Origin of the sequence: Paenarthrobacter ilicis, assembly GCF_016907545.1 — a bacterium.
Taxonomy (GTDB): domain Bacteria; phylum Actinomycetota; class Actinomycetes; order Actinomycetales; family Micrococcaceae; genus Arthrobacter; species Arthrobacter ilicis.
Genome location: NZ_JAFBCD010000001.1, coordinates 3,286,284 through 3,312,087, shown reverse-complemented (window position 1 = coordinate 3,312,087; position 25,804 = coordinate 3,286,284). Strand labels below are relative to the sequence as shown.

At 63.0% G+C, this 25,804-nt stretch carries 24 protein-coding genes; 9 read left to right on the top strand and 15 right to left on the bottom strand.

Features of this window, described 5'->3' with window-relative positions:
* The first annotated feature begins 73 nt into the window (after window positions 1-73).
* The gene (locus JOE60_RS15070) at window positions 74-1,822 is read left to right on the top strand and encodes an ABC transporter ATP-binding protein (RefSeq protein ID WP_167267244.1); all 1,749 of its coding nucleotides are present in this window, start codon (window positions 74-76) and stop codon (window positions 1,820-1,822) included.
* Complete coding sequence (locus JOE60_RS15065; RefSeq protein ID WP_275588144.1) at window positions 1,819-3,786, top strand: ABC transporter ATP-binding protein; 1,968 nt, start codon at window positions 1,819-1,821, stop codon at window positions 3,784-3,786. Before JOE60_RS15070 ends, JOE60_RS15065 begins: the two co-directional genes overlap by 4 nt.
* A gap of 170 nt (window positions 3,787-3,956) precedes the next feature.
* Here the strand turns inward: JOE60_RS15065 and JOE60_RS15060 are convergent, their stop codons facing one another.
* Window positions 3,957-4,529, bottom strand: coding sequence for an MOSC domain-containing protein (locus JOE60_RS15060; RefSeq protein WP_167267242.1), 573 nt, complete (start codon window positions 4,527-4,529; stop codon window positions 3,957-3,959).
* Window positions 4,530-4,710: 181 nt separating this feature from the next.
* Between JOE60_RS15060 and JOE60_RS15055 the strand changes: the two genes are divergently transcribed.
* Complete coding sequence (locus tag JOE60_RS15055; protein WP_167267239.1) at window positions 4,711-5,490, top strand: alpha/beta fold hydrolase; 780 nt, start codon at window positions 4,711-4,713, stop codon at window positions 5,488-5,490.
* Here JOE60_RS15055 and JOE60_RS15050 read toward each other — a convergent pair.
* Window positions 5,487-6,086, bottom strand: coding sequence for a TetR family transcriptional regulator (locus JOE60_RS15050; protein ID WP_167267236.1), 600 nt, complete (start codon window positions 6,084-6,086; stop codon window positions 5,487-5,489). The two genes, JOE60_RS15055 and JOE60_RS15050, sit on opposite strands and share 4 nt — an antisense overlap.
* 80 nt (window positions 6,087-6,166) lie before the next feature.
* Between JOE60_RS15050 and JOE60_RS15045 the strand changes: the two genes are divergently transcribed.
* Window positions 6,167-6,946, top strand: a complete 780-nt coding sequence (locus JOE60_RS15045; protein ID WP_167267233.1) for an SDR family NAD(P)-dependent oxidoreductase — start codon at window positions 6,167-6,169, stop codon at window positions 6,944-6,946.
* 3 nt (window positions 6,947-6,949) lie between these two features.
* On the opposite strand, the gene JOE60_RS15040 is transcribed toward JOE60_RS15045, so the two are convergent.
* Window positions 6,950-7,420, bottom strand: coding sequence for an NUDIX domain-containing protein (locus JOE60_RS15040; RefSeq protein WP_167267744.1), 471 nt, complete (start codon window positions 7,418-7,420; stop codon window positions 6,950-6,952).
* Window positions 7,421-7,781: 361 nt separating this feature from the next.
* On the opposite strand from JOE60_RS15040, the gene JOE60_RS15035 reads away from it, so the two are divergent.
* Window positions 7,782-9,026: a hypothetical protein gene (locus JOE60_RS15035; RefSeq protein WP_239528876.1), complete on the top strand. Its 1,245-nt coding sequence runs from the start codon at window positions 7,782-7,784 to the stop codon at window positions 9,024-9,026.
* Window positions 9,027-9,129: 103 nt separating this feature from the next.
* Here JOE60_RS15035 and JOE60_RS15030 read toward each other — a convergent pair whose 3' ends face one another.
* The 6 genes from JOE60_RS15030 to JOE60_RS15005 form a co-directional block, all read right to left on the bottom strand.
* Window positions 9,130-9,303: a hypothetical protein gene (locus tag JOE60_RS15030; RefSeq protein ID WP_167267231.1), complete on the bottom strand. Its 174-nt coding sequence runs from the start codon at window positions 9,301-9,303 to the stop codon at window positions 9,130-9,132.
* Window positions 9,304-9,310: 7 nt separating this feature from the next.
* Window positions 9,311-10,441 (bottom strand): glycosyltransferase family 2 protein, encoded by a 1,131-nt coding sequence (locus JOE60_RS15025; protein WP_167267228.1) that lies wholly within the window; start codon window positions 10,439-10,441, stop codon window positions 9,311-9,313.
* A gap of 251 nt (window positions 10,442-10,692) precedes the next feature.
* A complete protein-coding gene (locus JOE60_RS15020) occupies window positions 10,693-10,863 on the bottom strand; it encodes a hypothetical protein (RefSeq protein ID WP_208381520.1) in 171 nt (56 codons plus the stop codon).
* A 260-nt stretch (window positions 10,864-11,123) separates the two neighbouring features.
* Window positions 11,124-12,344, bottom strand: coding sequence for a metal-dependent hydrolase family protein (locus JOE60_RS15015; RefSeq protein ID WP_167267223.1), 1,221 nt, complete (start codon window positions 12,342-12,344; stop codon window positions 11,124-11,126).
* A 1-nt stretch (window position 12,345) separates the two neighbouring features.
* The gene (locus JOE60_RS15010; protein WP_167267221.1) at window positions 12,346-12,846 is read right to left on the bottom strand and encodes a GAF domain-containing protein; all 501 of its coding nucleotides are present in this window, start codon (window positions 12,844-12,846) and stop codon (window positions 12,346-12,348) included.
* Between the two features lie 11 nt (window positions 12,847-12,857).
* Complete coding sequence (locus tag JOE60_RS15005; protein WP_167267218.1) at window positions 12,858-14,252, bottom strand: MFS transporter; 1,395 nt, start codon at window positions 14,250-14,252, stop codon at window positions 12,858-12,860.
* 108 nt (window positions 14,253-14,360) lie between these two features.
* On the opposite strand from JOE60_RS15005, the gene JOE60_RS15000 reads away from it, so the two are divergent.
* The gene (locus JOE60_RS15000; protein WP_204814944.1) at window positions 14,361-15,239 is read left to right on the top strand and encodes an SIS domain-containing protein; all 879 of its coding nucleotides are present in this window, start codon (window positions 14,361-14,363) and stop codon (window positions 15,237-15,239) included.
* 16 nt (window positions 15,240-15,255) lie between these two features.
* Here JOE60_RS15000 and JOE60_RS14995 read toward each other — a convergent pair whose 3' ends face one another.
* The 4 genes from JOE60_RS14995 to JOE60_RS14980 all read right to left on the bottom strand — a co-directional run bounded on the left by JOE60_RS14995 (window position 15,256) and on the right by JOE60_RS14980 (window position 18,710).
* Window positions 15,256-15,960 (bottom strand): glycosyltransferase family 2 protein, encoded by a 705-nt coding sequence (locus tag JOE60_RS14995; RefSeq protein WP_167267213.1) that lies wholly within the window; start codon window positions 15,958-15,960, stop codon window positions 15,256-15,258.
* 35 nt (window positions 15,961-15,995) lie between these two features.
* Window positions 15,996-17,360, bottom strand: coding sequence for a bifunctional PIG-L family deacetylase/class I SAM-dependent methyltransferase (locus tag JOE60_RS14990; protein ID WP_167267210.1), 1,365 nt, complete (start codon window positions 17,358-17,360; stop codon window positions 15,996-15,998).
* The gene (locus tag JOE60_RS14985; RefSeq protein ID WP_167267208.1) at window positions 17,354-18,454 is read right to left on the bottom strand and encodes an acyl-CoA dehydrogenase family protein; all 1,101 of its coding nucleotides are present in this window, start codon (window positions 18,452-18,454) and stop codon (window positions 17,354-17,356) included. Before JOE60_RS14985 ends, JOE60_RS14990 begins: the two co-directional genes overlap by 7 nt.
* A 100-nt stretch (window positions 18,455-18,554) precedes the next feature.
* Complete coding sequence (locus JOE60_RS14980) at window positions 18,555-18,710, bottom strand: FG-GAP repeat domain-containing protein (RefSeq protein WP_275588143.1); 156 nt, start codon at window positions 18,708-18,710, stop codon at window positions 18,555-18,557.
* A 179-nt stretch (window positions 18,711-18,889) separates the two neighbouring features.
* Here JOE60_RS14980 and JOE60_RS14975 point away from each other — a divergent pair, with 179 nt between their 5' ends.
* Window positions 18,890-21,181, top strand: a complete 2,292-nt coding sequence (locus JOE60_RS14975; protein WP_167267206.1) for a SulP family inorganic anion transporter — start codon at window positions 18,890-18,892, stop codon at window positions 21,179-21,181.
* A gap of 227 nt (window positions 21,182-21,408) precedes the next feature.
* The gene (locus JOE60_RS14970; protein ID WP_167267203.1) at window positions 21,409-22,005 is read left to right on the top strand and encodes a DnaJ family domain-containing protein; all 597 of its coding nucleotides are present in this window, start codon (window positions 21,409-21,411) and stop codon (window positions 22,003-22,005) included.
* A gap of 114 nt (window positions 22,006-22,119) precedes the next feature.
* Here JOE60_RS14970 and JOE60_RS14965 read toward each other — a convergent pair whose 3' ends face one another.
* Together JOE60_RS14965 and JOE60_RS14960 are read right to left on the bottom strand one after the other, a co-directional pair.
* Window positions 22,120-23,448: an ammonium transporter gene (locus JOE60_RS14965; protein ID WP_167267201.1), complete on the bottom strand. Its 1,329-nt coding sequence runs from the start codon at window positions 23,446-23,448 to the stop codon at window positions 22,120-22,122.
* Between the two features lie 176 nt (window positions 23,449-23,624).
* Window positions 23,625-24,860, bottom strand: coding sequence for an MFS transporter (locus JOE60_RS14960; RefSeq protein WP_167267740.1), 1,236 nt, complete (start codon window positions 24,858-24,860; stop codon window positions 23,625-23,627).
* Window positions 24,861-25,032: 172 nt separating this feature from the next.
* Here JOE60_RS14960 and JOE60_RS14955 point away from each other — a divergent pair, with 172 nt between their 5' ends.
* On the top strand, window positions 25,033-25,764 hold the full coding sequence (locus JOE60_RS14955) for a glutamine amidotransferase (protein ID WP_167267198.1): 732 nt from the start codon (window positions 25,033-25,035) through the stop codon (window positions 25,762-25,764).
* The last annotated feature ends 40 nt before the right edge of the window (window positions 25,765-25,804 follow it).

The following is a 25,804-nucleotide window of genomic DNA, read 5'->3' as shown; positions in this document are numbered from 1 at the left end:
ATTTTCTCTAGTTGCCCTCAGCAACCAGACGTAAACTGGCCTTCGGTTACCGCTGCGTTCGCTGGGAGTTGGCATGCTTTGGAAGGTCCTGGTCCGTTTTCTGCGGCCGCATCAACGGCTGTTGATAGCCGTGGTGGTGTTCCAGTTGGCGCAGTCCGTCGCGTCACTGTATTTGCCGACCCTCAACGCGGACATTATTGACCACGGCGTGGCCACAGGGGATACCGATTACATCCTCCGCATGGGTGGCCTGATGCTGTTCATCACGCTGTTGCAGATCCTCTGCGCCGTGGTGGCCGTGTACTTCGCTGCGCGGGCCGCCATGGGTATGGGCCGCGACGTCAGGGAAGCCATTTTCACCCGGGTGGGCGAATTCTCGGAGCAGGAAGTCACCAAGTTCGGGGCGCCGTCACTGATCACCCGCTCCACCAATGATGTTCAACAGGTCCAGCAACTGGTTCTCATGTCCTGCACGCTCATGGTGACCGCACCCATGTTGAGCATCGGCGGCGTGATCATGGCAGTGCGGCAGGACGCCCAACTGTCGTGGTTGATCGCGGTCTCCGTGCCGGTGCTGTTGGTGGCGGTGGGGCTGATCGTTTCACGGATGGTGCCGCTCTTCCGGAAAATGCAGGTCCGGATCGACGCCGTCAACCGGGTCCTGCGCGAACAGCTCACCGGTATCCGCGTGGTGCGCGCGTTCGTGCGGGAGGACATGGAAACAGCCCGGTTCGGGAAAGCGAACGACGACGTCACGGACGTCGCGCTGCGGGCCGGCCGTTTGATGAGCCTCATGTTCCCTGTGGTGATGCTGGTGATGAACGTTTCCAGCGTCGCGGTGATCTGGTTCGGTTCCTTCAGGATCGAGGACGGATCCATGCAGGTGGGCACCCTGATCGCGTTCCTGAGCTATCTGATGCAGATCCTCATGTCCGTCATGATGGCCACGTTCATGGCCGTGATGATCCCCCGCGCGTCCGTTTCCGCCGACCGGATCGGCGAGGTGCTGGAGACCGACTCCAGTGTCCAGCCGCCGTCGAACCCGGTGTTGTTGACGGGCAGCCGCCGCGGCGGGCTGGGCGGGGAACTGGAAATGCGCGACGTCGGATTCGCCTACCCGGGCGCGGAACAGCCGGTGCTGAGTGGGGTAACCTTCACCGCCCGGGCCGGGCAGACCACCGCGATCATCGGCAGTACAGGAGCCGGGAAAACCACCTTGGTGAACCTCATGCCGCGCTTGTTCGATGCCACCAGCGGATCCGTGCGCATGGATGGCGTGGACGTCCGTGACCTCCACCCGGACCACCTGTGGGGCCATATTGGCCTGGTACCCCAGCGTCCCTACCTTTTCTCCGGCACAGTGCGGAGCAACCTCCAGTACGGCAAACCGGATGCAACGGAGGATGAGCTGTGGCAAGCGCTCCGCGTGGCGCAGGCCGAGGACTTTGTCCGTGACATGGAAGGGGGACTGGACGCCGCCATCTCCCAGGGCGGCACCAACGTCTCCGGCGGTCAGCGGCAACGGCTCGCGATTGCGCGGGCGCTGGTCAAGAAACCGGAGCTCTACATTTTTGATGATTCCTTTTCGTCCCTGGACACCGCCACCGATGCCCGGCTGCGCCAGGCACTCAAGCGCCACACCAACGGCGCCACGTTGGTGATCATCGCCCAGCGCGTGTCCAGCATCGCGGATGCGGACCAGATATTGGTGCTCGACGACGGCAGGATCGTTGGGCAGGGAACCAACGACGAGCTGCTGGAGACGTCCGAAACCTACCGGGAGATCGTGTCCTCCCAGCTCGCCGCAGAGGAGGCAGCATGAGCGCCCCCGCAGCAGGACCCCGCGGTCCTCAACGGCCGGCCATGGGACCGGGCCGCGGAGGACCCTTCGCCGGGATGAACATTCCTGCGGAGAAAGCGTCCAACTTCGGCGCCTCGGCGCGTCGCCTCCTGGGGACACTGCATCCTGAACGTGTATGGCTGACCGTCGTCCTGGTCCTCGCAGTGGCCAGCGTGGCCCTGAGTGTGATCGGCCCGCGGCTGCTGGGCGAAGGCACCAACCTGATCTTTGCCGGCGTCGTGTCCAAGCAACTGCCTGCAGGCGTCTCCAAAGACGACGTCATTGCGGGCCTGCGCGCCTCAGGTGACAACAGCAAGGCTGACATGCTCAACGCCATGACCCTGACGCCCGGCGTCGGAATCGACGTCGCTGCCTTGTCCTCCGTGCTGCTGTGGGCGTTGGCGCTGTATGTTTTGGCATCAGCGTTCGGCTGGATGCAGGCGTACGTGCTCAATGGCGTTGTCCAACGCACCGTGTACCGCTTGCGTGAACGGATCGAAGCGAAAATACACCGGCTGCCCCTGAGCTACTTCGACAAAATCCAGCGGGGAGAACTGCTCAGCCGCGTCACCAACGACGTAGACAATATTTCCCAAAGCCTCCAGCAGTCCATCAGCCAAGTAGTCTCATCGCTGCTGACAGTCCTGGGCGTGCTGGTGATGATGTTCATCCTCTCGCCCCTGCTGGCCCTGATCGCCCTGGTGACCATTCCCTTGACCCTGGGTATCACCATGCTGATCGCCAAACGATCCCAAAAAATGTTTGTGGCGCAGTGGAAGAACACCGGTGAACTCAACGGCCAAATCGAGGAAACGTACACCGGGCATGCGCTGGTGAAAGTGTTCGGACGCCACAGCGAGGTGCAGGAGAAGTTCCGGGCCAAGAACGCCGAGCTGTATCAGGCAAGCTTCGGAGCACAATTTGTGAGCGGGCTGATCATGCCCGCCATGACGTTCATCGGGAACCTGGTGTACGTGGGGATTGCAGTGGTGGGTGGGCTGCAAGTAGCCTCCGGCGCCATGCAATTGGGCGATGTGCAGGCTTTCATCCAGTACTCGCGGCAGTTCACCATGCCCTTGGCGCAGCTGGGGTCCATGGCCAACATGCTGCAATCCGGGGTGGCATCGGCCGAGCGTGTGTTCGATCTGCTGGATGAAGAGGAAGAATCGGAGGAGCCGGCTGCTTCCGCTTCCGGTCCTTCGAGTGGCCGGCTCGTGTTCGAGAATGTGTCCTTCCGCTACTCACCGGACAAGCCGCTCATCACGGATCTCAGCTTGGTAGCCGAACCCGGCCAGAGCATCGCCATTGTTGGGCCAACCGGGGCAGGAAAGACCACCCTGGTGAACCTCATGATGCGGTTCTACGAACTCGATTCCGGGCGCATCACCCTGGACGGAGTAGACATCGCGTCCCTCTCGCGGCAGGAATTGCGCTCGCGGATGGGCATGGTGCTGCAGGATACGTGGCTGTTTGGCGGGACCGTCCGGGACAACATCGCCTACGGCAGGCCCGCCGCTTCCGAAGCTGAAATACATGAGGCCGCCCAGGCAACTTACGTGGATCGCTTTGTTCGGTCCTTGCCCGAGGGGTATGACACCTTGCTGGATGACGAAGGCGGGAATGTCTCCGCTGGCGAAAAGCAGTTGCTGACCATAGCCCGCGCCTTCCTCTCGCGGCCGTCCGTGCTGATCCTGGATGAAGCCACCAGCTCCGTGGACACCCGGACAGAGGTGCTGGTGCAGAAAGCGATGAACGCGCTGCGATCTGACAGGACCAGCTTTGTGATCGCCCACCGGCTTTCCACCATCCGCGACGCCGACCTCATCCTGGTGATGGAGGCCGGGCAGATCGTGGAAAAGGGAACCCATTCGGAGTTGCTGGCCACGGGCGGGGCGTACTCGCGGCTGTACGAGGCCCAGTTCGCGGCGCCGGTTGCTGAGGTGTGAGGTGGCGCAGTCTCAGCTGCGTGACTTTGACGGCACCGCCCTTCCCAACCCGGCCGCGCTGCATGGAGCCCGGCTTCGGCTGGGCATTGGCCTGCGATCAAGCAGCCCGTTTGCTGAAGGGTGCCGCCTTGGCTGCGGCGGAGAGAAAGCAAGCAAAGTAGGTGTTGAGGTCACGGCAACCGCGACGGTCGCAGCACGTTGGCTTCGCCGGCCTTGCCGTGATCGAGTGGAACCGGGCTGACCAACACAGCCGGCCCGCGATGCAGCAAGCCACCGGCAATCACCTGGCATCGGACGCCACCTCGCCCCCGCATCGCTTTATGTGCTCCCGGGGCCAGCATCTGGTCCATCCAGGCGCAGGGGTGGGCAGGGCGTCCTGCCCTCAGACGCACCTCATCCTCCAAAGACTCAATAACGAATTCTTTCCCCAGCAAGGGTGCCAGCTCTACTCCCCGAAGGATGACGTTCCGCCGCGTCAAGAGCGGATCGAAGGGCCCGGCATCGAGTTCGGCCGCGATGGACTCGAGGGCTTCCATGGCAAACAACGTCACGGCGGCGTCCATATGAGCCGCTTTGCCGAAGAACCTGTCGCCAACAATTCCTTTGCCTGCGACCAACTCGGCCTGCTCCGCGTCAGTAGTGGGAACGTCTGCTGCTCCTTCCCTGGCGCGACCAAAATAGGCGTGGGCCGGCGACACAAGAAGGTGCACTACCTCGACGTCGTACCTGTATTCAGCGGTCATTGTTCAACGCTAACCCGGGAGCGGGCGCCAGCCCACCACTACGTTCCGGCGATCATCCTGACGTTTGCAGTTCCAGATTGCCAGGACTTTCGACTGCGCCATTGAGGACATCTTTGCCGCTGAATAAGGCGTTGTGTCCTGCGCCGCAGCGTTTTGAGCGCCGTCCGGATACTGTGGCACGGTGAACTTTGCTGAGGCGGCCGACGGCACTGAACTCGCCTGGACCTCGCAAGGCGAAGGCGAGCCCATGCTGGTGATCGCCGGGCAGGCCACGTCCATGGACGGTTGGGGCCCGACGGCGGAGCTTCTGTCCCGCCATTACCGCGTCATCCGCTTTGATCACCGGGGGATTGGTCGGAGTGGGAAGGGCGGCGCCGGACGCTACGCGACGCGGCTCCTCGCGGAAGATGCGGTGTCCGTCCTCGAAGCCGCCGGAGCGGATTTAGCACACGTGTACGGTCATTCGATGGGCGGACGTATTGCCCAGTGGCTGGCCATCGACTACTCGCAGAAGGTCCGCACGCTGATCCTCGCCGCAACGAGTGGCGGAAGCTCGCCAGACGCCGGAACCCAGCCGGACAAAGCAGCATTGGAGGCCTTGGTCAGTGGTGACATGTCCCGGCTTGAGCCGCTCTTCTTCGACGCCGAATGGGCACGGAACAATCCTGCGGCGGTTCACACGTTCTTCAACTCCCACGCGTCGGCATGGGCCAAGGCGCGACACTTTAACGCCAGCCGCGAGCACGATGCCTGGAGTCATCTCAGTTCCATCCAAGCCCCCACGCTGATCCTGCACGGTACTGAAGATGCGTTGACACCCTTGCCCAACGCACTCCTTCTGCGCAAGAACATCCGTGCCTCCGTTCTGGTGCGGGTGCCCGGGGCGGGTCACGGACTGCATTTGGACCATCCCGAGACGGTTGAGTGGATCCGGCAGTTCATCGCCAGAAAGAGCGGCTAGCCAGCGGCGACGTTCAAGACCTCCAGTGCGGCCAGTAGGTATGGGGTTGGGTCTGGCTCCGAGCCCGCGGCCCACTGCATCCATGCTTCGAAGGTGGCAGCGAGGTACGCGGCGCTCAGGTAGCGTGCCGCCGAGTCGGAAAGGCCACTCTCAGCAAGGAAGGCCAGAGCCCTTTCGCGCTGCGGTGCCAGGGACTCGTAGCTGCGGCTGGTCAGTTCAGGGTGCTCGGCAATCAAGCGGAGTCTGCCGCGGGTGACGGACAGGTCCGGTATGACGGCGACTCCGGCGATCGCCGCCGCGCGCAACCCGGCCAGCACGCCGCCGTCGGACTTTCCGGGACTGTGGAACGAGCCGAAGGCGAGCGTCGAAGCCTCCACTACCGGTTCGCTTCCGCCCCACACGAGGTCGGCTTTGCTGCCGAAGTATCGGTAGAGGCTCTTGCGCCCGATTCCGGCTGCCTTGGCGATGTCCTCCATGGAGGTGTTCTCATAGCCGTGCTCTGCGAAGAGGCCCAAAGCCAGTCCGGCCACGGCGTCGGGGTCGATGGTGGCGGGTCGACCGCTGGGGCGCGGGGGTTTGGCATCTTCCGAAGTCATTCCTCCAGTATTCACTCTTACATAATGACACAGAGTGTCATAAGCTGGGTGGACCACTCAGCAATCATCGGAAGGACATCATGGGCAACGACGCTTCATGGCAGGAGGCCATTACCTCCGGCCGTTTTGCCGGCAAGACCATCATCGTCACGGGCGCAGCCTCGGGAATCGGCCAGGCGACCGCGTTGCGGATTGCGAAGGAAGGCGGCAAGGTCATTGCTGCCGACATCAGCAAGGAGCGTCTTGACGCTCTTGTGGAGGAGAATGCTGACCTGGACCTGATACCGGTGGCGGGCGACATCTCCACTGAAGAAACGGTGGCTGCCGTCGTCGCCGCTGCGGACGGGCGTGTGGACGCCTTGGCCAACGTTGCGGGAATCATGGACAACTTTGCGCCGATTCACGAGGTTGATGACGAGCTCTGGGAGCGGGTTTTCCGGATCAATGTCACGTCCCTCATGCGCCTCACCCGCGCAGTGGTACCGCTGATGCTCGATGCGGGAACGGGCTCCGTCGTGAACGTTGCTTCCGAGGCAGGCCTGCGTGGTTCGGCCGCCGGGGCCGCCTACACCGCGTCCAAACATGCGGTGGTGGGCCTGACCAAAAATTCTGCCGTGATGTACGGGCCCAAGGGGCTGCGCTTCAACGCTGTGGCTCCGGGGCCAACCATCACCAACATTGTGGCGAACTGGGGATCACAGCTGGCTGCTGAACGCCTGGGTCCCCTGATGCAGGCGACTGTTCCCACGCCCGCCACGGCTGCACAGTTGGCCGCCTCCATCACGTTCCTGCTCAGTGACGACGCCACCAACGTCAATGGTGCCATTTTGGCATCCGACGGCGGCTGGTCGGCTCTCTAGGGGTCACCCACCGAGGTGCCGGACCAGGGCGTCGACAATGGGCAGTTGGCCCTTGACGAGCTTGGTCCGGGCCACGGATACCGGAAACCACCGGGCATCATCAATTTCCGGAAACTCTTTGATGGCTCCCGAACCTTTGGGCCATTCCATGGGAAACGTATTGCTGCGGATTTCCCGGGGCTGGAAATCTAGCGCATCAGCGGCGAAGGCAGTGATGAGTTTTCCCGAAGGTTGGCGGAAAATCCCCAACTCCACGTAGGCAACCGACGGCGGTGGGGTGCCGATTTCTTCGGTGAATTCACGGTGCGCGGCGGCCAGTGCTTCTTCGTCATCAGCGAATTCACCCTTGGGAATTGACCATGCATGGGTGTCCTTGCGGGCCCAGAATGGCCCACCCATGTGCGCAATCCACAGGTCGATTTCGCTGTCCGCTTTCCTACGGTAAAGGAGTATGCCTGCGCTGCGGATAGTGATGACGGCCTCCGGCTGGGATGCTGCTCTGAAGTGTCTGACCAGGTCAAGGGTACTCCGCAGCAGCGGGCCCGTTATCGAATTGATGTGAAACGGTGCAATTCCTCCCGTCATTTTGCTTCCGACAGTAGCCTGCCTAATTGATAATCAAGGAGTTGCACGTTCCGGAGGGGCGGAACGTCACTGCGGTCGCCGGACTCAGCCGGCGACGTCTGGGCGCATCATATGGAGGCATAGCATGTCTGTTTCAGTGGGTCTACTTCCACGTGGGGGAAGAAAAGCAATGAGTTTGGCCGTCTTGATGACGGTGGGTTTATCGATGTTCACCGGCATTGGGCAAGCCCAAGCGGCGGATAATACGCCCATGGCAGATGATCCGGGCCCCGTGGGCAGCTTCGCTTGGAAAGGGTTCAATTGGCAAAAGCGCTTCTGGGGTGGGGCGCCCATGTTCAACGCAAGTTGGGACGCCAACAACGTCAGCGGCCCCGATGCCAACGGGTATGTGAAACTGTCCATTACCAACCCCACGGGCTCGGCTCCCGTGGGTGCGGAGTTCCAGTCCACCCGCGAGGGTTTTGGGTACGGGACCTACAGCACCACGGTGGAAAAGGACGTCAGCGCATTGCAGAAGGAAGTGGTGTGGGGCTGCCTCTTTACTTACGATCCCGCAGCCGATCCCGGCTATACCGAGATTGATCTTTGCGAAGCTTCGGCGTGGGGCGGCGGCGCAGCCTATGGCGAAGACTGGCCCGTAACGCAGGGGCACGGTTACTGGTTTGATGCCACGCAGCCCCCTGGCCAAGGCAACAACACCGTCACTTTCGATGTTACGAGTGCCCCGATCCTCACGCACAGGATGGTGTGGGAACCGGGCAAGATCACCTTTGAAACGTTCGCGGGGGAGGACTACTCCGGCACTCTCCTGAAAAGGACGGTCCTGCAGGGCGCAACGGTTCCGGTCCCGGCAAAGGAACAAATCCACTTCAACCTTTGGGTGACGGGTGGCGGCGGAGGCGACCCCACTCATGTTGCTCCGGAAACTGTGACCATCAGGGACTTCTCCTTCGTGCCTGGTATTCCCCTCACCGCGCCGACGCCCACTGTGACAGGAACTGCGGCCGTGGGTTCAACCCTGACCGCAGCGCCGGGAACGTGGACCACAGGGACGTCGCTTAGCTACCAGTGGTTCAAGAACGGTATTGCCATTGCCGGTGCCACCGCTCCAACCCGTGTCCTTGCTGCCACGGACCAAGGGGCCAAACTGACTGTCCGGGTGACGGGCACCAAGACCGGCTATGCAACGGCCACCAAGGAATCCAATCCCACGGCTACGGTGGTGGCCGGAACACTCGTGGCACCAACACCAACCATTTCGGGGACGTTGGCGGTGGGCTCCACACTCACGGCAAACCCGGGCACGTGGACATCGGGAACCACGCTCACCTACCAGTGGTACCGTTCCGGGGTTGCTATCGCTGGGGCCACAACCAAAACGTACGCGCTGGTGGGTGTTGATCAAGCTGATGCCATGAGCGTGAAGGTCACGGGAACCAAGGCCGGCTACACCACGGTCTCCAAGACCTCGGCAAGCACGGCTCCCATTTCCTAGGGACCCGATCAAAGGAAGCAAATCACACGGGTAATACAACAGGCCCGCAGTATTGAGTCGCGCTGGGGGGTATGCGACCAACCTGCGGGCCTGTTGGGCTTTGTTAGTCCTTCTGTGCCCGGACCGGAACGATCCTCTTGACGGCCAGGCCCAGGGCCAGCATTGCGAAGGCGGCCAGCGCGAACCAGAAGAGGTCTCCGGCGCCGGTCATGGCCAGAGCGCCCGAGCCCATTCCGGCTGCGGTGGCTCCTGTGAGGGGGGCTGCTGTGTTGTACATGAGTCGTCTACCAAACTTTCTTTCTGTTGAGTGCTGAATCCAGGTATGCCTTTGCGTGCACGGCCTGAAGAAACATATCGATCACGGTTTCGTACATGGTTGCGGCGAGCAGCATGTACTTCCAGCCCCGGAACCGCACGGTAACTACGCGTTCCAGGATGAATATTCCGGTAACTGCTACCCAGAAGGGCTGGAGGTTCAATCCCATTCCTGAGACCAGCGCAAAAATGATGGAGCCGAAGTAGGCCACCGTCACCAGGACGCCGATCATGGAAAGGAACTGGCGTCCCCAGTACGGCCTGGTGATTTTGGTCCAGCCGTACTGCACGCAGTTCTCTACGGCGCCGCGCTTCCAGCGGAGCCGCTGGGCCCACAGTTCACGCCACGTGGGCATGACCTCGGTAACCAGGGTGCAGTTGGAAGGTGAAGCGATCCGGTAGCCCAGCGTCAGCAGGGCGAAGGAGAGTTCGTTGTCCTCGGTCAGCACCGAGGTGTCGTAGACGCCGCCCTTGCCGTTTCCGGGAGGGAGCGTGCCCTGCAACCGGGAAGCAACCACGTCGCGGAGCGTCTTGACCCGGAACAGTGCTGCCGTTCCGGTGACCACCAGGCACTTGCCGTGGAGGCGCTTGACGTCGCGTGCGTAGCGGGCGTATTCGTTCCGCTGCAGGTGTCCCACGAAACCGCCGCCGGGACCACCGCTGAAGACGCCGCCCACGGCGCCCAGGAGGTCGTCCTTGAGGAGGTTCTTTGTGGCGTTCTCAATGAAGTCCAAGGCCAGCTGCGAATCGGCGTCCTGCACCAACACCAGGTCCTCGGGATCGGCGCCGGGGAGCAGCTCGCTGAGGGCGAAGTTCAGGGCGCCGGCCTTCTTGTCCTTGTTGCCAACAGTCCGGATAACTTCAACGCCCTGGGCCAGGGCCAGTTCCTCAGTGTCATCTGTGCAGTTGTCCGCAACAACAATGATGCGGTCCGGCCGGCGGGTTTGGTTGTTCAAGGAGGTCAGGGTCTCGGTGATGCCTGCGGACTCGTTGTGTGCCGGGACCAGCACCGTGACCACTCCACCGGCGGCGCGGTGGGACGCACGACGCATGGCCGCTGTCTCAGTTGTGTCTGCGTGGACCGCGATTTCCGTAAGCATTGTGATCCCTCCGTTCGTGCGTTGAAGTGTTGACTCACATAGATTTCCAACGGCAACGCAAGAAAGGGACACACAAACGGTCAAGTAAATCTCAAGGTTCACTCAAGGTTTCTTAAACGGCATAACGAATGGCCCGGCGCGGGCACTTAGCAGGATTTAAGAGGGGATAACGGCGGCGGCGGCCGCTTAAACGCAAGAGGACGACGCCGGGAGGTTCCGGCGTCGTCCTCTTGCTGTTTGGCGTGGGCTGCTTAGCGGCTCAGGCTGACGGTGAAGGTTTTGGGACCGCTGAGGGTCACCGCAATTCCGCAGTTTTCCGCTGCGGCACGGTGTGAGAGGGACTGAACGGCGGCATCGATGGTGTGATCGATGGACGCGTTGTCCCAGATTTTCAGCGTGATGGAGTCAGTATGTGTCGTCATTGTCATTACTTTCACTCAGGCCGGTGACAGCCCCAAGCTTCTTTGCCCGGGGCCCGCATCCTCGTCGGTGAGGATTGCTGATTCAGCTTGTATGGGAACGAATTCCCTCATTCATGGTTCATGCTGCCCGGTGCCGTTGACAAGTCAATTCGAAGAAGTGTGACCGAATACACGTTCCCGCGCCCCCACGCCGTTCCTCTCTCAGATCCCTTCGGGCCCTGACGTGAAAGGCCGGCCCGGGGGCGCTCCGGCAATCAACGTCAGTCCACAACCCGACCATTCTGAATCAGGACATCCAGGTGATCGGCAATATCGGCCAGAACGGAAATGTCGGCCACCGGATCGGCGTCCAGGATCAGCATGTCCGCATCCGCGCCCGGGGCTATGACGCCAAGTTGGCCCTCGCGCTCAAGCAGACGGGCCGCCGTCGTGGTTGCAGCGCGAATGGCGTCGATGGCCGGCTGGACCTTACCCAACAGCCTGAATTGTTCGTTCTGGTGGCGGTGCATGCCGCCCAAGAGATCGGAACCGAAAGCCATTTTCACGCCGGCTTCGTGCGCGCGGCCGATCGCTTCGAGGCCGCTGGTGAGCACGGAGTCCACCTTGGCCCACATTTCCTCCGTGAGCCCGAACTCCTTGCCCTCTTCCTTCAGCGCCCAGTAAGTAACCAAAGTGGGGACCAGGAAAGCGTCCTTTTCCACGAACAGTTTGAGGCTTTCGTCGTCAAGAAGGTTGCCGTGCTCAATCGAACGGACGCCGGCTTCAAGCGCACGATTGATGGCCCGGCCGGTGTAGGCGTGGGCGGCAACGTAGCGGTTGGCAGCCTGTGCCTCCTCCACTGCTGCGCGCATTTCTTCCATGGAGTACTGGGTGGAATCTATACGGTCCGTGGGCGAGGAGACACCGCCGGACGCCATGATCTTGATGTGGTGGGCACCCTTGCGGATCTCGTCGCGGGCGGCAGCGCGAACAGCGTCAACACCATCGGCCACCCGTCCGATCCCGCAGCACCCCCGGCCGTTGGGATCATGGTCCTCGCCGGGCAGGCGCATGTCCCCATGGCCGCCGGTCTGGCTCAACGCATGGCCGCAGAAGTGGATTTTCGGCCCTTCCAGCAGGCCTTCTTCCTGTGCCATTGCCAGTCCGAAATCCGCCCCGGAGAGATCTCGGACAGTGGTAAAGCCGCGGCGCAGCATCTGTCCCATGATCCGGGCCGTCTGCGCGTAGACATAAGAGGCCGGTGTGTAGGTGAGCGAGCGGAAGTCGGCGCTGGATGCCACCACGTGGACGTGGGCATCGATCAGGCCCGGGATGACAAACTTGCCTGTGCCATCGATGACCCGCGCGCCGGAAGGCGCCTCAACATCACGGCCGACGCTGCTGATCTTCCCGTCAACGCTAACGACGTCGGCAGTTGAGTAGGTGCCCGCCTCAACGTCCAGGACGCTGGCGTTGCGGATGACAAGTGGGGCGGTGCTCATGCTAAACGGTGTCCTTCGCAGGTGCTTCGGTGGATTCGGGGGCTTTGGTTTCGGTGGGATGAGCTTCAAAGGCCTGCACAAGGGCGGCCAGGTTCTGGTTGATGACGCCGACGGCGGTGTCCACGCTGTGCTGCGTGTACTTGCCTTCTGCGTCCAGGAGGGCCAACACACCCACGACGTTGTTGTGGTGGTCGAGCACGGGGACGTTGATGACCGCCCCGCAGCCGAGTTGCTGGATGAGTTCGGAGTCTGCAAAGACTTCCCGCAACGCCGTCAGATCGGGTGCCAGGAACGGCTCCTTCTCTTCGATGACCGTTCCCAGCCAGCCGGGCGAAATCTCCACTGTCTTCTCGCCGCCTACCGGGTACTCGTCCGGGTGGCTGGTGAAAAGACGCTTGAGGCTGGAGCGTTGCGGGATCCACTGCAGTGCGGTGAAGAGGACGACGCCGGGATCTTTCCGCAAAGTCTGGAATGCCTGGTGAAAGGTTCTGTCGGTTGTCATGAAGTGTCCGCTCATTTGCTGATGGTTCCTGCTGTTGCCGGATCATTTCCGGTACGGGCGTTGATGTCCTCCAAGGACTTCCCTGCCGTGGAAGCTCCGAAGATCACCACTCCCAGCACGCCAATGGTCAGCACCACCGTGGTCATGGTGAACACTCCACCGAAGCCGAGGGAGGCGGCGAAGATACCGATGATGGACGGTGCCAGGATGCTGCCGATGCGGCCCACGGCGCTGGCCAGGCCAACACCCGTGGCGCGCATCCAGGTGGGAAAGAGCTCCGGCGTGTAGGCGTAGACGCCGGCGTAGGTGCCGTTCAGGAAGAAGGACAATGTGGCGGCAGCCAGCAGGATCATGCCGGAGTCGTTGGATTGGCTCAGCCAGAACGCGCTGATGGCAGATCCCGCCAGGTAGAGGGCGATGGTGTTCTTGCGATCAATCCGGTCGCACAACCACGCAGCGGAGAAGTAGCCGGGGATTTGTGCGAGGTAAATAAGGATGGAGAACTCGAAGCTCTTGGTGATGGTGATGCCGCGGCCCACCAGGAGGGTTGGGATCCAGGAGAAGAAGCCGTAGTAGGAGAAGGTGATGACGAACCAGATCAGCCAAATGACTGCTGTCCGGCGGCGCATCGCCTTGGACCACATGAACTTCAGGGCATTCCAGATGCTGATCTTCTGTTCGTGCTTGGTGATCTCTTCCTCGACTGCCGGCAAGGGAGCAAGGGGCTTCCCGGTAGCTTTCACGACGCTCTGCTCAAAGCGGTCCACCACTTCGGTTGCCTCTGCGATGCGGCCTTGGCTGATGAGGTAACGGGGTGATTCGGGCAGGCTTCGACGCCACCAGAGCAGCAGGAGGATGGGAACTGCCGTGATGACCTGTGCCCAGCGCCAGCCGTCCTCGCCCAGCGGAACCACGAAGCGTCCGATCAGTGCGGCGGCTACGAAGCCGAAGGAGAAGAAGCCGGCAAGGGTTCCAATGAACCAGCCACGGCGCTTCGGGGGGATGAACTCGGACAGGAACGGTGCGATGATCACGCTTTCAGCGCCTGCCCCCAATCCTGCAAAGATCCGTGCAATCAGGAAGATTTCGAAGTTGGGGGCCATCGCAGCCACGATCGACATGAGGCAGTAGAACGCCAGAGCCCACAGCATGACCTTCTTGCGGCCAAATCGGTCGCCCATCCACCCCGCCAGGATGGCGCCGAAGAAGAAGCCGAATGGCGCTGCGGAGCCCACTAATCCGAGGCTGGCTGTGCTGAGGCCCCACAATTCCTGGATGCGCGGGAGCAGGAAGGCAACCACCGCCCCGTCCATTCCGTCGAACGAGTAGCCAAGGCCTCCAATGAGGAGAAGCTTGTAGTGTGGTCGACTGAGAGCGAGTCGATCCAAGCGTGCTGTAAGAGACATGGTGATTCCTGCCAAAGTGGGCCAAGTTGTACATTTTGAGGAATATGCACAGATCCGTGCAGATGCGATGTATCGAAGTTAAGGCCAAAGTGTGAGGTAGGTCAATAGGTGGAAGAAGATTTCGACTCGTCAACGTTGACCGAGTGGCTGGACAGTCGTGTCCAAGGGCGCAAGCTCGCAGCACGCCAAATGCAGGTGATAGGCATCCTGCGGTCCCAGCCCCGGCTTGCGTCCTACGGCTCTGTCAGCGACATCGCAGCCGTGGCCGCGTCGAATGCTTCAACCGTCACCAGAACCGCTCAAACACTGGGATTCAAGGGGTGGGCAGACTTCCAGTTCGAGCTGCGGTCACGGTTCCTGGCATCGCTGAGCGCTGTGGAAGTTGCCGCTGAACACAACGGCCACATCAGCAGTCCGGCGCAGGCAGCAGTCTCCACTGATCGTGCCAATCTGGCCCATTTTGAGCGCACTTTGGACGCCGAATCCATCCACAATATTGCGACGGCGATTGCGGGCGCACGGCAAACGTTCATTGTCGCCGCCGGCAGCTATGCCATCCCCGGCAAGGCCCTAGAACACAACGCGATAATTGCCGGGTACAACGTGCGGCTCCTGGATGCCGACGTCGCCGCGCTCACCAACGCCATCGCCCGGCTCGGCGCGGAAGACCTGGTGAGCGCCATCAGCCTCTGGAGGGTTTATGACAGCACCATGCGCGCCGTCGAGATCGCCCATAACCTGGGTGCACCCATTGTGTCCATCACGGACAGCGCGGGTTCGCCGGTGGCAGTCCACGCTGATCACCGGATCGTGGTGCCTACGGAGGGAGCTGGTTTCTTCCCATCCCTGACAGGTGCCGTCACCGCGGTCCAGGCGATCGCCGTCGAGCTCGCCTCCCTGGATCGCGAGCGCTCCAACCAGAACATCGCGGCCTCGGAGCGCACCTGGGACCAGATGCGCATCATGCATCCGCGCTCAAGTTCCTAGCAGTGGGACGGCCGCACTAACCGCCGGTGGCAGCAGGAAGCTCGGTTGCCAGGGACCGCAAGTAGGCGCCGAAGCCCAAGGGTGCACGGCCGAGGGTCCGTCCGGAAGTGATCACGCGGATAGTGTCCGTGGACCGCACGTTGAAGCCCTGCCCGTGAAGCTTTTCCACCAGCTCGCGGTCCTCGTGCGAGCTCAGGTCCGGAAAACCGCCCGCCGCCAAGTAGGCCGAAGCCCTGATTCCCAGGTTGGCCCCGTAAACGTGTGAATGGTTTTCGCGGAACGGGTGCAGTTCCAGCCAGCGCCGGAGGACGGCCTGGTCCAGGTCGCGGGGTTCGGGTTCTACAGAGCCCAGTATGGCGTCCACTCCGGTATTGGCCATGTCCAGTTGGCGGCTGAGCCAGTGCCGGGGAACCATGGAATCAGCATCGGTGTTTGCAATCCAGACGTCCTCAGCGCGGATCCCGGGAAAGAGTTGCAGAATCGAGCGGACGCCGTGGGCTCGGCTGCCGCCGACGTTGCGAAGCTGCACCTCAGCGACGTTCACGCGGGGATCAGCGGACGCATGGGCCAGCGCGATGTCTGCTGTGTTGTCGTTGCAATGATCCAGGATGATCGTTGCGGCCGCCGTCACCCGTGGATGTGCGGTTTGCAGCTCGTCCAAAGCAACCCGGAGCGCAGCCAAGGCCGCCCCCATGTGGTCTTCCTCATTGTGGGCGGGCATCACCACCCCCACGCCACTGATCCGTGCGGGGCGTATCAAGGCGCGGCGTCCGGTGCCAGGAGGACCTCCGCCACGAAGTCCTTTTCCTCGTAGAGCCCGTATGTGGGCCATCCGAGTTGTTGCCGGGCCATCGCATGGACGGACGTGGCATCCAATTCCCAGCCGGAGATGGGGTGCCGCCAGTGGCACAGCAGCAGTGTTCCGCCGGGGCGGGTTGACTCCTGGATGCGTGCCAGCAGCCCGGCGAGTTCCTCGGGCGAAAAGTAGTAGCCAACCTCGGATAAGACGATCAGGTCAAAGGTTCCGGAGGGCCATTCCCGGGGAAGCGTGAGGTGCTTTGCGTGGGCGGAGGGGAACGCCTCCAGCCGTGTGGTGGCCTGCGAAACGGCGGCGGAGCTGGCGTCCACGCCCAGGAATTCCTGGCATCGCGGTGCCAGGGCCTCGCTGAGGGTGCCGATGGAGCACCCAATCTCCAGGGCAGACGCGTACGTTTCCTGCGGGAGTGCCGCCAGGGTGAGGGCACGCTTACGCCGCTCGTACCAACTGGTGGTGTAGTTCCAAGGATCGTCTTCCCGGTTGTGCACCTCGTCAAAAATCCGCTCTGCGTCCGCAGCGCTGTTGGTGCCGCGTTGCGACGGATGCCAGGCAAAGGTCTCCCAGGGCCGGGCGAAGTGTTCCTGGAAAGCATCGGACAGCAGCACTTCGTCACCGGGCAGCTCTGACAGGGGTTCGGTTTGGGATGCATGGGCACGCATAGCTTGAGCTTTGGCGTGCTGTTCACTTCTGCTCAAAGGAACCCGAACCCAGGAACGCCACGTGTCGACGGCCGGATTGGCCCACAGCCAGTACCAGATGGGAAATTCCAACAGTCCATAGCCGTTGCCCTGGGCCATCCTTGCCGCCAGGGCGCCGAGCGTGTCGTGATCGGTGTGCCCATCGGACCGGTACGGTGCCACCAGCACCACGTTCTCAGGGTCCTTCCCACTTGCTGCCACGGCATCCAGAATGGAGCCGGCGATGCTGTCCGTGTGGGCTGCCAGTTGCCCGTCCGGGAGCTTCAGGTACGTCCAGGTAGCTGCGGGAGCCAGCAGTGGCACAGCCGATCCGAACTCTGCGAGCCTCACAGCGGCAAGCTGTTCCGGCGTCGTACTGGGCGAGTCCGGGTGCGAGGCCTCACCGGCGGTGCAGAGCAAAACTCTGACGTCCGCGCCGGCGGCGTGCAGCTTCCGCATCAGTCCGCCGGCGCCCAGGGTTTCATCGTCCGGGTGGGCTGCGATCACAACGAAGGTCCGTGCCGCCAACTCGGCCGCGTCGAGGGGGAGTTCCGCAAGGGCGGCAACGCCGGATGCAGCCCATTCAGCTTCGGGTGTACCGGCGTCGGCGTGGGTGAAAGCTACCATCCTGTGTCGCCTTTCAGTGCCATCGAGCCGAGCTGGGCATCGTCACGCATGGCGTGGTGCTGCCGGACGTACAGCGCCAGGTCAGCCATGCGCTTTCCGTACGTCTCGTCGAAAGCCAGCGGTGCCGGGCCACGGTTTTGGGAGACAAGCGCCATGACGCGCTCGACGGCGGAGGCAACAGTTCCGCGGACACGCAGCGCTTCGCTCCACGCACTGTTGTCCGCTGCGCCGTCGTCGTCCGGCACACCACCCGCCGTGGCGGGCCTGTCCAGGCGGCCGGCGTCAATCCGCTCGGCAGCCTGGGCAAGGTAGCCTGTGGCCGAGGTGATGATGCGGTCCACTTCGCCCAGGGAAGCCAACGCGATCTGATCAGGTTCCCGGCCGTTATCCGCGGCCTTGGACAAGGCGTTCCGGTAGTCCCGGGCCACAGCGACCGCGCCGCCCAGCCAGCACGCGGCCACGCCCATACCACCCCATGCGAAGCCCGGGCGTTGAAAGTACCAGTCGTCGCCGCCCACTTCAGCTGCAGGGACGTGGTCAAAATGCACTGTGCCGCTGGGGATTTCCTTGAGGCCGCGGCTGGTCCATGCGGGAGTTTCCACGCTCACGCCGGGGTGCCGGAGATCCACGGCGAACGCGGCCCGGGTGCCATTTGCTGTGTGGGCAGTGATGACAGCGCCGTCCAGGTGGGCCGCCAAGGAGCACCAGGGCTTGGAGCCGTTGAGGACAATGGCCCCTGATTCATCGCGATCAGCAGTGAGCTTGAGCCCGGGGCCCTCGGCAGCGAAGACCCCCCAAGCGCCTGCCGGTTGGTCCATGCCTGCCTGCGCCAGGATTCCCACCGCGTCCAGGTGTGGTTCCAGGATTCTTCCGGCGGCCACGTCCACTGACGTGACCGAGGCCAGCAGCTCCCAAAGTTTTGCAGTGTTCCCTTCGCCCGGCTGCGGGGCAGTCCGGCCGATCTCAGCAGACACAGCCAGCAATGCCGGGACGTCGGCCACGGATTGGCGAACCTTTTCCAGCATGGGTTCCAGCGCCTGGAGCTGGACTGGCTCCGAGCTGATGCGGACGGGGGTGGCAAGGGCGTCGCTCATGGACCCAGCCTATGCTAAGTAGCCTTACGGTGGGGGCTGAGGCAGAAGTGGGCGACGGCGGGAGGACCCGCCGTCGTCCACTGTGTTTTGGTTCCCGGTGCTAGAGGATCAGGTTCATGGTGTTCCAGCCGGTCCCGGCCTGCATGCGGGGGAGCCAGCCTCCTTGGCCGTTGCTGGGGTAGAGCCAGAGGGCGCCTCCGGCGTCCCGTGCCAGCAGGTCCACATGACCGTCGCCGTTGAAATCCACCAAGCTCAACCCCCAGCCGACCAAAGCTCCGGACCCCTAACGTGCTCCACCCCCGCCAAAGTTCCCTTTGGTCCCTACATGAAGCGCATATTCACAACTTTTGTCATGCTTGTCACAAGGAGTTGTCATTAAAGGTGACAGGTTCCGTAGCTTGGAGGAGTCAGCAGTCCCGAGCCCCAGGAGCACCCGTGCCACACCCCAACGATTCCGCGACCGTTCCCACCGACTCCCACAGTCCGCCGGGCACCAAAGCGCCGGGAACTAAAAAGCCAAGCTTCCTCAGCAACCTCGGTGCCGACCTGCCCGCATCCCTGGTGGTCTTCCTCGTGGCACTCCCGTTGTCCCTGGGCATTGCCGCCGCCTCCGGAGCGCCCATCATGGCCGGCCTCATCGCCGCAGCCGTGGGCGGCATCGTGGCTGGCGCCTTGGGCGGTTCGGCACTCCAAGTGAGCGGACCCGCCGCCGGCCTGACTGTCGTCGTTGCCGGTCTTGTTGCCGAGTTTGGCTGGCAGGTGACGTGCGCCATCACGGCAGCCGCCGGCGTCGTGCAACTCCTGATGGGGTTCAGCCGCATTGGCCGCGCCGCGCTGGCAGTGTCGCCTGTGGTGGTCAAGGCGATGCTCGCGGGCATCGGCATCACCATCATCCTGCAGCAACTCCATGTGCTGCTGGGTGGGGAAGCGGCGGGGTCGGCGGTGGAGAACCTGACCGGCCTGCCTGCGGCGATCACCAACGTTGAGCTGCACTCTGCGCTGCTGGGCCTGGGTGTGGTGGCGATCCTGATCGCTTGGAAGTACCTCCCCGCGGCGGTGCGGAAGATTCCCGGGCCGCTGGCCGCCGTCGTCGCAGTGACCGCTCTGTCCGTCGCGGTGGCGCCGGGTGTTGAGCGCATCAGTTTCAGCGGCTCCATTTTCGACTCGATCGCGCTTCCCAGCCTGCCCGACGGCAATTGGCGCGCCGCTGCCATGGCCGTGATCACGGTGGCCCTGATCGCAAGCATCGAATCGCTGCTGTCAGCTGTGGCTGTGGACAAGATGCACGGCAATTCCCGCACCAACCTGAACCGCGAGCTGGTGGGCCAGGGTTCCGCCAATATGGTGTCCGGCATGCTGGGCGGTCTCCCGGTGACCGGCGTGATAGTCCGCAGCGCCACCAACGTGGAAGCCGGAGCGAAGAGCCGCTCGTCCGCCATCCTGCATGGTGTGTGGGTGCTGGTGTTCTCGGCGTTGTTCGCAGGGCTCATCCAACTCATTCCCCTGTCCGTTCTGGCCGGCCTGCTCCTGGTGATCGGAGCCAAACTCGTCAAAGTGGCCGATATCCGCACCAGCCTCCGTACCGGCGATCTCCTGGTGTACAGCGTTACCTTGGTGTGCGTGGTGGCCCTGAACCTGCTGGAAGGGGTCATTATTGGCCTGGCCCTGGCCGCATTGTGCGTCCTGTGGCGGGTGCTTCGCGCACGAATCAACGCCCATGAGCCCGCCGCCGACGGGCAGCCGTGGCGGGTCACCATCGAGGGTTCGTGCAGCTTCTTTGCGCTCCCGCGGCTCAACCGGATTCTCCACTCCGTGCCTGAAGGCAAGGACGCGGTGGTGGAGTTGAACGCCGACTATCTGGACCATGCCTTCCGCGAAGCCCTCATCGCGTGGCAGGCCCAGCACCGGAACACCGGCGCCACCGTCGCGATCGAGGAACACGGAACCACCGCCTTCGCCGACGCCGAGGACAACACGCCCCAGCGCCAGGAACCGCAGGAGTTCCCGCTGCCGCCACGCGCCTCATGGTCGCCAGCTGCTGATCACGCCAACGACGACGGCGGCCCGCGGCTGCCGCTGCGGTCAATCCTCCTGGGCATCGACAAATACCATCGCCGCCACGCGGAGAAAGTCCGCCCACTGGTCCAGGATCTCACCGAGGGCCAGAACCCGGACACGCTCTTTGTTGCCTGCGTCGATTCCCGGGTGAACCCCAACCTGATCACCAGCAGCGGCCCCGGCGATCTCCTCACGCTCCGCAACATCGGGAACGTGGTGTGCAGGGACCGGCATGATGCCTCCATCGACTCCGCGTTATCCTTCGCGGTGGCGGCATTGTCCGTGGACTCCATCGTGGTGTGCGGGCATTCCAATTGCGGAGCCATGAAGGCCGTCATAGCTGATGCCGAGGGTTCAACGCCGGCACTGGGGGATGGCTTCGACTCCTGGCTGGACCACGCCCGGCCCAGCTACTCGGCACTGCTGGCGGGCCACCCGGTGGCCGTGGCTGCAGCTGCCGAGGGGTACAGCCGCTTGGATCAACTCAGCATGGTCAACGTTGCCCTGCAGCTCGGAAAGCTGGAGGACCACCCGGTCACGGGGCCGGCCTTGGCTGCAGGAAGTGTTGCGGTCACGGGACTGTTCTATGACATCTGCACGGCGCGGGTCGTCCTGGTGACTCCCGAGGGGATTGAGCAGCTGGACCCGGCCATGGCCGTCCGGGTGTAGTTTCTCCGGCGGCTTCGGCGCTCAACCCGGCCACCCGGCGTCGAGCGCTGTCCGCCGCCACCCACTTTGCCCAGCCGCAGGCCCCGACACGCCGTTCTCCATGGCGCGTCGGGGCCGTTCCGGTTTCAAATGAGGTGGTGGGGGTACCGCCTTGAACCACAGCTGGAATACTGGAAGCTGAACCAGGATCCCGGCAGGCAACGCTGCAGCGTGAGGAGGCGGCCCCCATGAACCCCGAGAACAGCGCCTTCCGGCGGAAACTCGAGCGCGGCGCTGAGCTGAGGGCTGTACGCGGCTGGGGTGGTAGCGCGGAAGAGGACGCCGAAATCGAGGCCGCGGATGCTGAGGAGCGGGAAAAGCGCCGGAAAGTGGATGACGCCGCCCGCGTTGAATACCTGATCCGGGACGCCATGGAGCAGGGCAAGTTCGACAACCTGAAGTACGCAGGAAAGCCGATCCCCGGGCTGGGCGAGCACTACGACCCCGACTGGTGGGTCAAGGGCCTCATCCAGCGGGAGAAGCTCAGCGGCATCGGACCGCCTGCCATTCTGTTGAGGATCGAAGACTCCGAACTCGATGCCAAGCTGGACCGGCAGTACACGGAGAAACAGGTCCGGGACATCCTTGAGGACTTCAACAAACGGGTGGTCGAGGCCAGGCGGCAACTCCAAGGTGGCCCGCCTGTGGTCACCAAGCTCCGGGACGTTGATGCAGAGCTGGAACGGTGGCGCGAGCGAAGGGCCGCCGCAGCGCCACCCGAGCCGGGAACCCGCCCGGACAGCAATCGGACGTGGTGGCAGCGGATCTGGAACGGCTCGGGCTGAATTTCTGCTGGATCATCGGCGGCCTGCCGCTAGGGCAACCCCGCAAATTCAAGGCTTCAACGTGCTGGGTGGGCGAATGATCCAGCAGAATATGTCCGCTGTCTTGTGGTTCCGCTAGGCGAAGCTGTCTTCCTTGGCCTTGGCTGGTTCAGCGGGGGCGGATGTGCGCTTCAGAAGGGAGCTAAGGTGTTCCTGCTGCTGGCGGAAGTGTCCGTGGGCCGTGAGGCCGAACTCGTAGGCGGATTCGGCGTGCTGGGTGAGGTCCACGCCCACTACTTCGTGCTCGTGGGTGACCCGGAAGCCGATGGTCTTGTGGATGGCCTTGCCGATCACCAGCGTGCCCAGGCCGGACAACAGGATGGTGGCCACTACGGCAACGGTCTGCGCGATCAACTGCTGGGGCCCGCCGCCGTAGAAGAGGCCACCGCCAACGCCGCCAACCGGGAGGGCGATGAAGCCCAGGGAGAGCGTGCCAATGACACCGGCGCCGAAGTGCACGCCAACAACGTCCAGGGAATCGTCAAAACCGAACTTGTACTTCAGGTCCACGAACACCGCGCAGGCCGCGCCTGCCACCAGGCCCAGGCCCAAAGCTGCCAAGGGGCTGATGTTCGCACAGGACGGGGTGATGGCAACCAACCCGGCAACAACGCCGGATGCCGCACCCAGGGACGTGGGGTGGCCGTGGCGGACCTTCTCAACAACCAACCAGCTCAACATTGCTGCCGCGGGGGTCACAAGAGTGTTGATCCAGATGAGCCCGGCCTGCTCCACCGTGGTTGCTGCGCCGCCGTTGAAGCCGAACCAGCCGAACCAGAGGATGGCCGCGCCGATCATGATGAACGGGACATTGTGCGGGCGGTGGTTGGGGTCTTTGGCGAATCCGTGACGCTTTCCCACGATCAATGCGAGGACAAAAGCTGCGGTTCCGGAGCTGACTTCAACCACTGCGCCACCGGCGAAGTCGATCACCTGGCCGAACATATGGGTCAGGGCGCCGCCGGCACTCATGAGCCCGCCACCCCAGATCATGTAAGCCAGGGGGCAATACACCACGGTGACCCAGATCGGCACGAACACCGCCCAGGCGCTGAACTTGGCACGGTCGGCGATTGCTCCACTGATCAGGGCAACGGTGATGATGGCGAAAGTTGCCGCGAAGCCTGCCTTCAGGAGGTCCGGTGAACCCATGAGGTCCTGCAGGCCGAAGTGCGCAAAGGGGTTGCCGAACAGGCCCAGGACACCGTCGCCCGTGGTCATCGAGTAGCCCCACAGGACCCACACCACGCCAACGATTCCCGCTGAGATGAAGCTCATCATGATCATGTTGAGGGCAGCTTTGGCGCGGGTCATGCCGCCGTAGAACAAGCCGAGGCCGGGGGTCATGAAAAGCACCATTGCCGATGACAACATCAGCCAGACGTGTTGCGCAGAGATCTCCACCTGCGTTTCCCTTCTGATCAAGCCTGTTCGAAAACGGGCCTGATGATGTCCGGCCCTCACTGCCCCCCGATCAATATTCGGTGAGCTATGTTTCAGACGCAGAAGAGTCAAGTTGCAGGAAAGTTACAGAAATCCGCGTTTCGTGAAGATCACGTCACTGGCATGTTTCAGGAATGTTAACGGCGCTTCTCCAGCGGTCCGGCAGGGTAACCACCGCGTCGGCTGGCGATGATGATGACCAAAGCGACCGCCGTCGGCAATGCAGCCGCGAGCGGTACCAGTTGCGCTCCCACGGTTGTCAGTGCGAAAGCGCCATAGACGGCACCGATGGCGATGCCCAGCTGGATGGTCACCACGGTAAGGCCGTTTGCCGCGTCCTTGTGCTCCCCGCCGGCCTTCAGGATGGCGGCCTGGTTGTAGATGCCCACGGCCCCGAACGCGATTCCCCACAGTGTCATCAACGCGAAAGCGCCCACCCAAGTGCCACCCAGTACCGGCAGCAGGGCGAAGGCCAGCGTCAAGAGTCCGACGGCGGCAATCACCGACGTGCGCGGGCGGGCGTCCGCTGTCATGCCGGCAATCCAGATGCCGACCAGGCTGGCGACGCCTACCACCGAGAGGGAGAGGCTGGTGGCGGATTCGGGGAGCCCGGATGCCAGGAGGAAGGGCGCAACGTAGGTGAAGAGCGTGAAATGGGCCAGCAACAGGAGCGGCCACGCGATGGCGATTGCCACCACGCCCGGCAATTTCAGGGCGGCGCGAAGGGAGGGGGCTTTTTGGCTTGCGTGGTCGTGCGCGCCGGGGAGGAGCCAGAAAGCCAGCACGGCCAACAGGACGCCGACGCCTGCAAGGACAAGGAACGAGGCCCGCCACGTCATGAGTGAACCCATGAGCGTTCCGATGGGAGCACCCACCGCCAACGCAATGCTGTTGCCGCTGAACACCACAGCCATGGATTTACCAACGGAATGCGCAGGAACTATCCGGGCCACATAAGGAGCCATGCTGGACCAGAGCATGCCGTGGGCTATACCGCCCAGGAGCCGTGCACCGATGGCCCAGCCCAGAGTGGGACTGAGCGCCAGAAGAACATTGCTGAGGGCAAAGGCCAGCACGGTGGCGATGAGCAAGGTTTTGCGGGGAACCCGGCCTGCCAGGAAGCGGGACAGCGGCAGTGCGGTGAAAACGATGATTGCCGCGTAGACAGCAGTCAGGGCACCCACTGACGACTCGCCCACCTGGAGTTCCCGGCTGATCTGGGGCAACAGACCCGAGGGCAAAAGTTCCGTGGTTACCGCTGTGAAGCCGGCTGCAGCAAGAACCAGCAGGCCACCCCACGGGATCTTTTTGGGAGCATGGACCTGCGCGGTGGTGGTGCGTTCTTCTTTCGTCCCGGGCTGGGCTGCTCCGATGACGGAAGGGTCCTGCTTCAAAGATGGCTCCTCATGGCTGAGTACGGTGATGGATCAGAGGGGAATGTATATAACGCTACGGTTCCGCAGGCGCTTAAGGGAGTCACTGACAGTCACCCCTTTGCGGCAACGCACTTTGTCACTCAACCATTCCTTGGAGCACACTTGCCCTGTGAAGCCCTTTCTCTTGCTGGCCACCCGCGCCGAAGATGCCGCAGCTGATGATGAATACCAGGCCTACCTCCGGTACTGCGGCCTGGAGCCTGATCAGCTGGTCCGGTTGCGGTTGGAATCGAACCCCCTGCCGGCGTTGGAACTTTCGGACTACTCCGGGGTGATTGTGGGTGGCAGCCCTTACACCTCCAGTGATCCTGTGGAGGAAAAGAGCGCAGCCCAGATCCGCGTGGAGGCTGAACTTTCAGGGCTCCTGGACACGATAGTGGCGCAGGATTTCCCGTTTCTGGGTGCTTGCTACGGGGTTGGGACGTTGGGAGTCCACCAGGGAGCTGTGATTGACCGGCAGTTCGGTGAACCCGTGGGGCCAACGGACATCGTGCTCACTGACGAGGGTCAGCATGATCCTCTGCTAAAGGGAGTCCCCCGCACCTTCGAGGCTTTCGTGGGGCACAAGGAGGCCTGCAGCCAGCTGCCCCCGGGCGCGGTCCTCCTGGCGAGTTCCCAGGCCTGCCCGGTCCACATGTTCAGGATCAAGAACAACCTCTATGCCACACAGTTCCACCCCGAACTCGACGCCGACGGCCTTACTACCCGCATCAACATCTACAAGGGCTCTGGCTACTTCCCGCCCCACACCGCCGACGAGCTCATCGAAACCGCCCGGCAATCCTCCGTGACAGAGCCCATGCGTGTCCTGAGGAACTTCACGGAGTTGTACGCGCGGTAGCCCACCCGTTGTGGGGCCCGCTTTGCGTGCCTCGAGCATG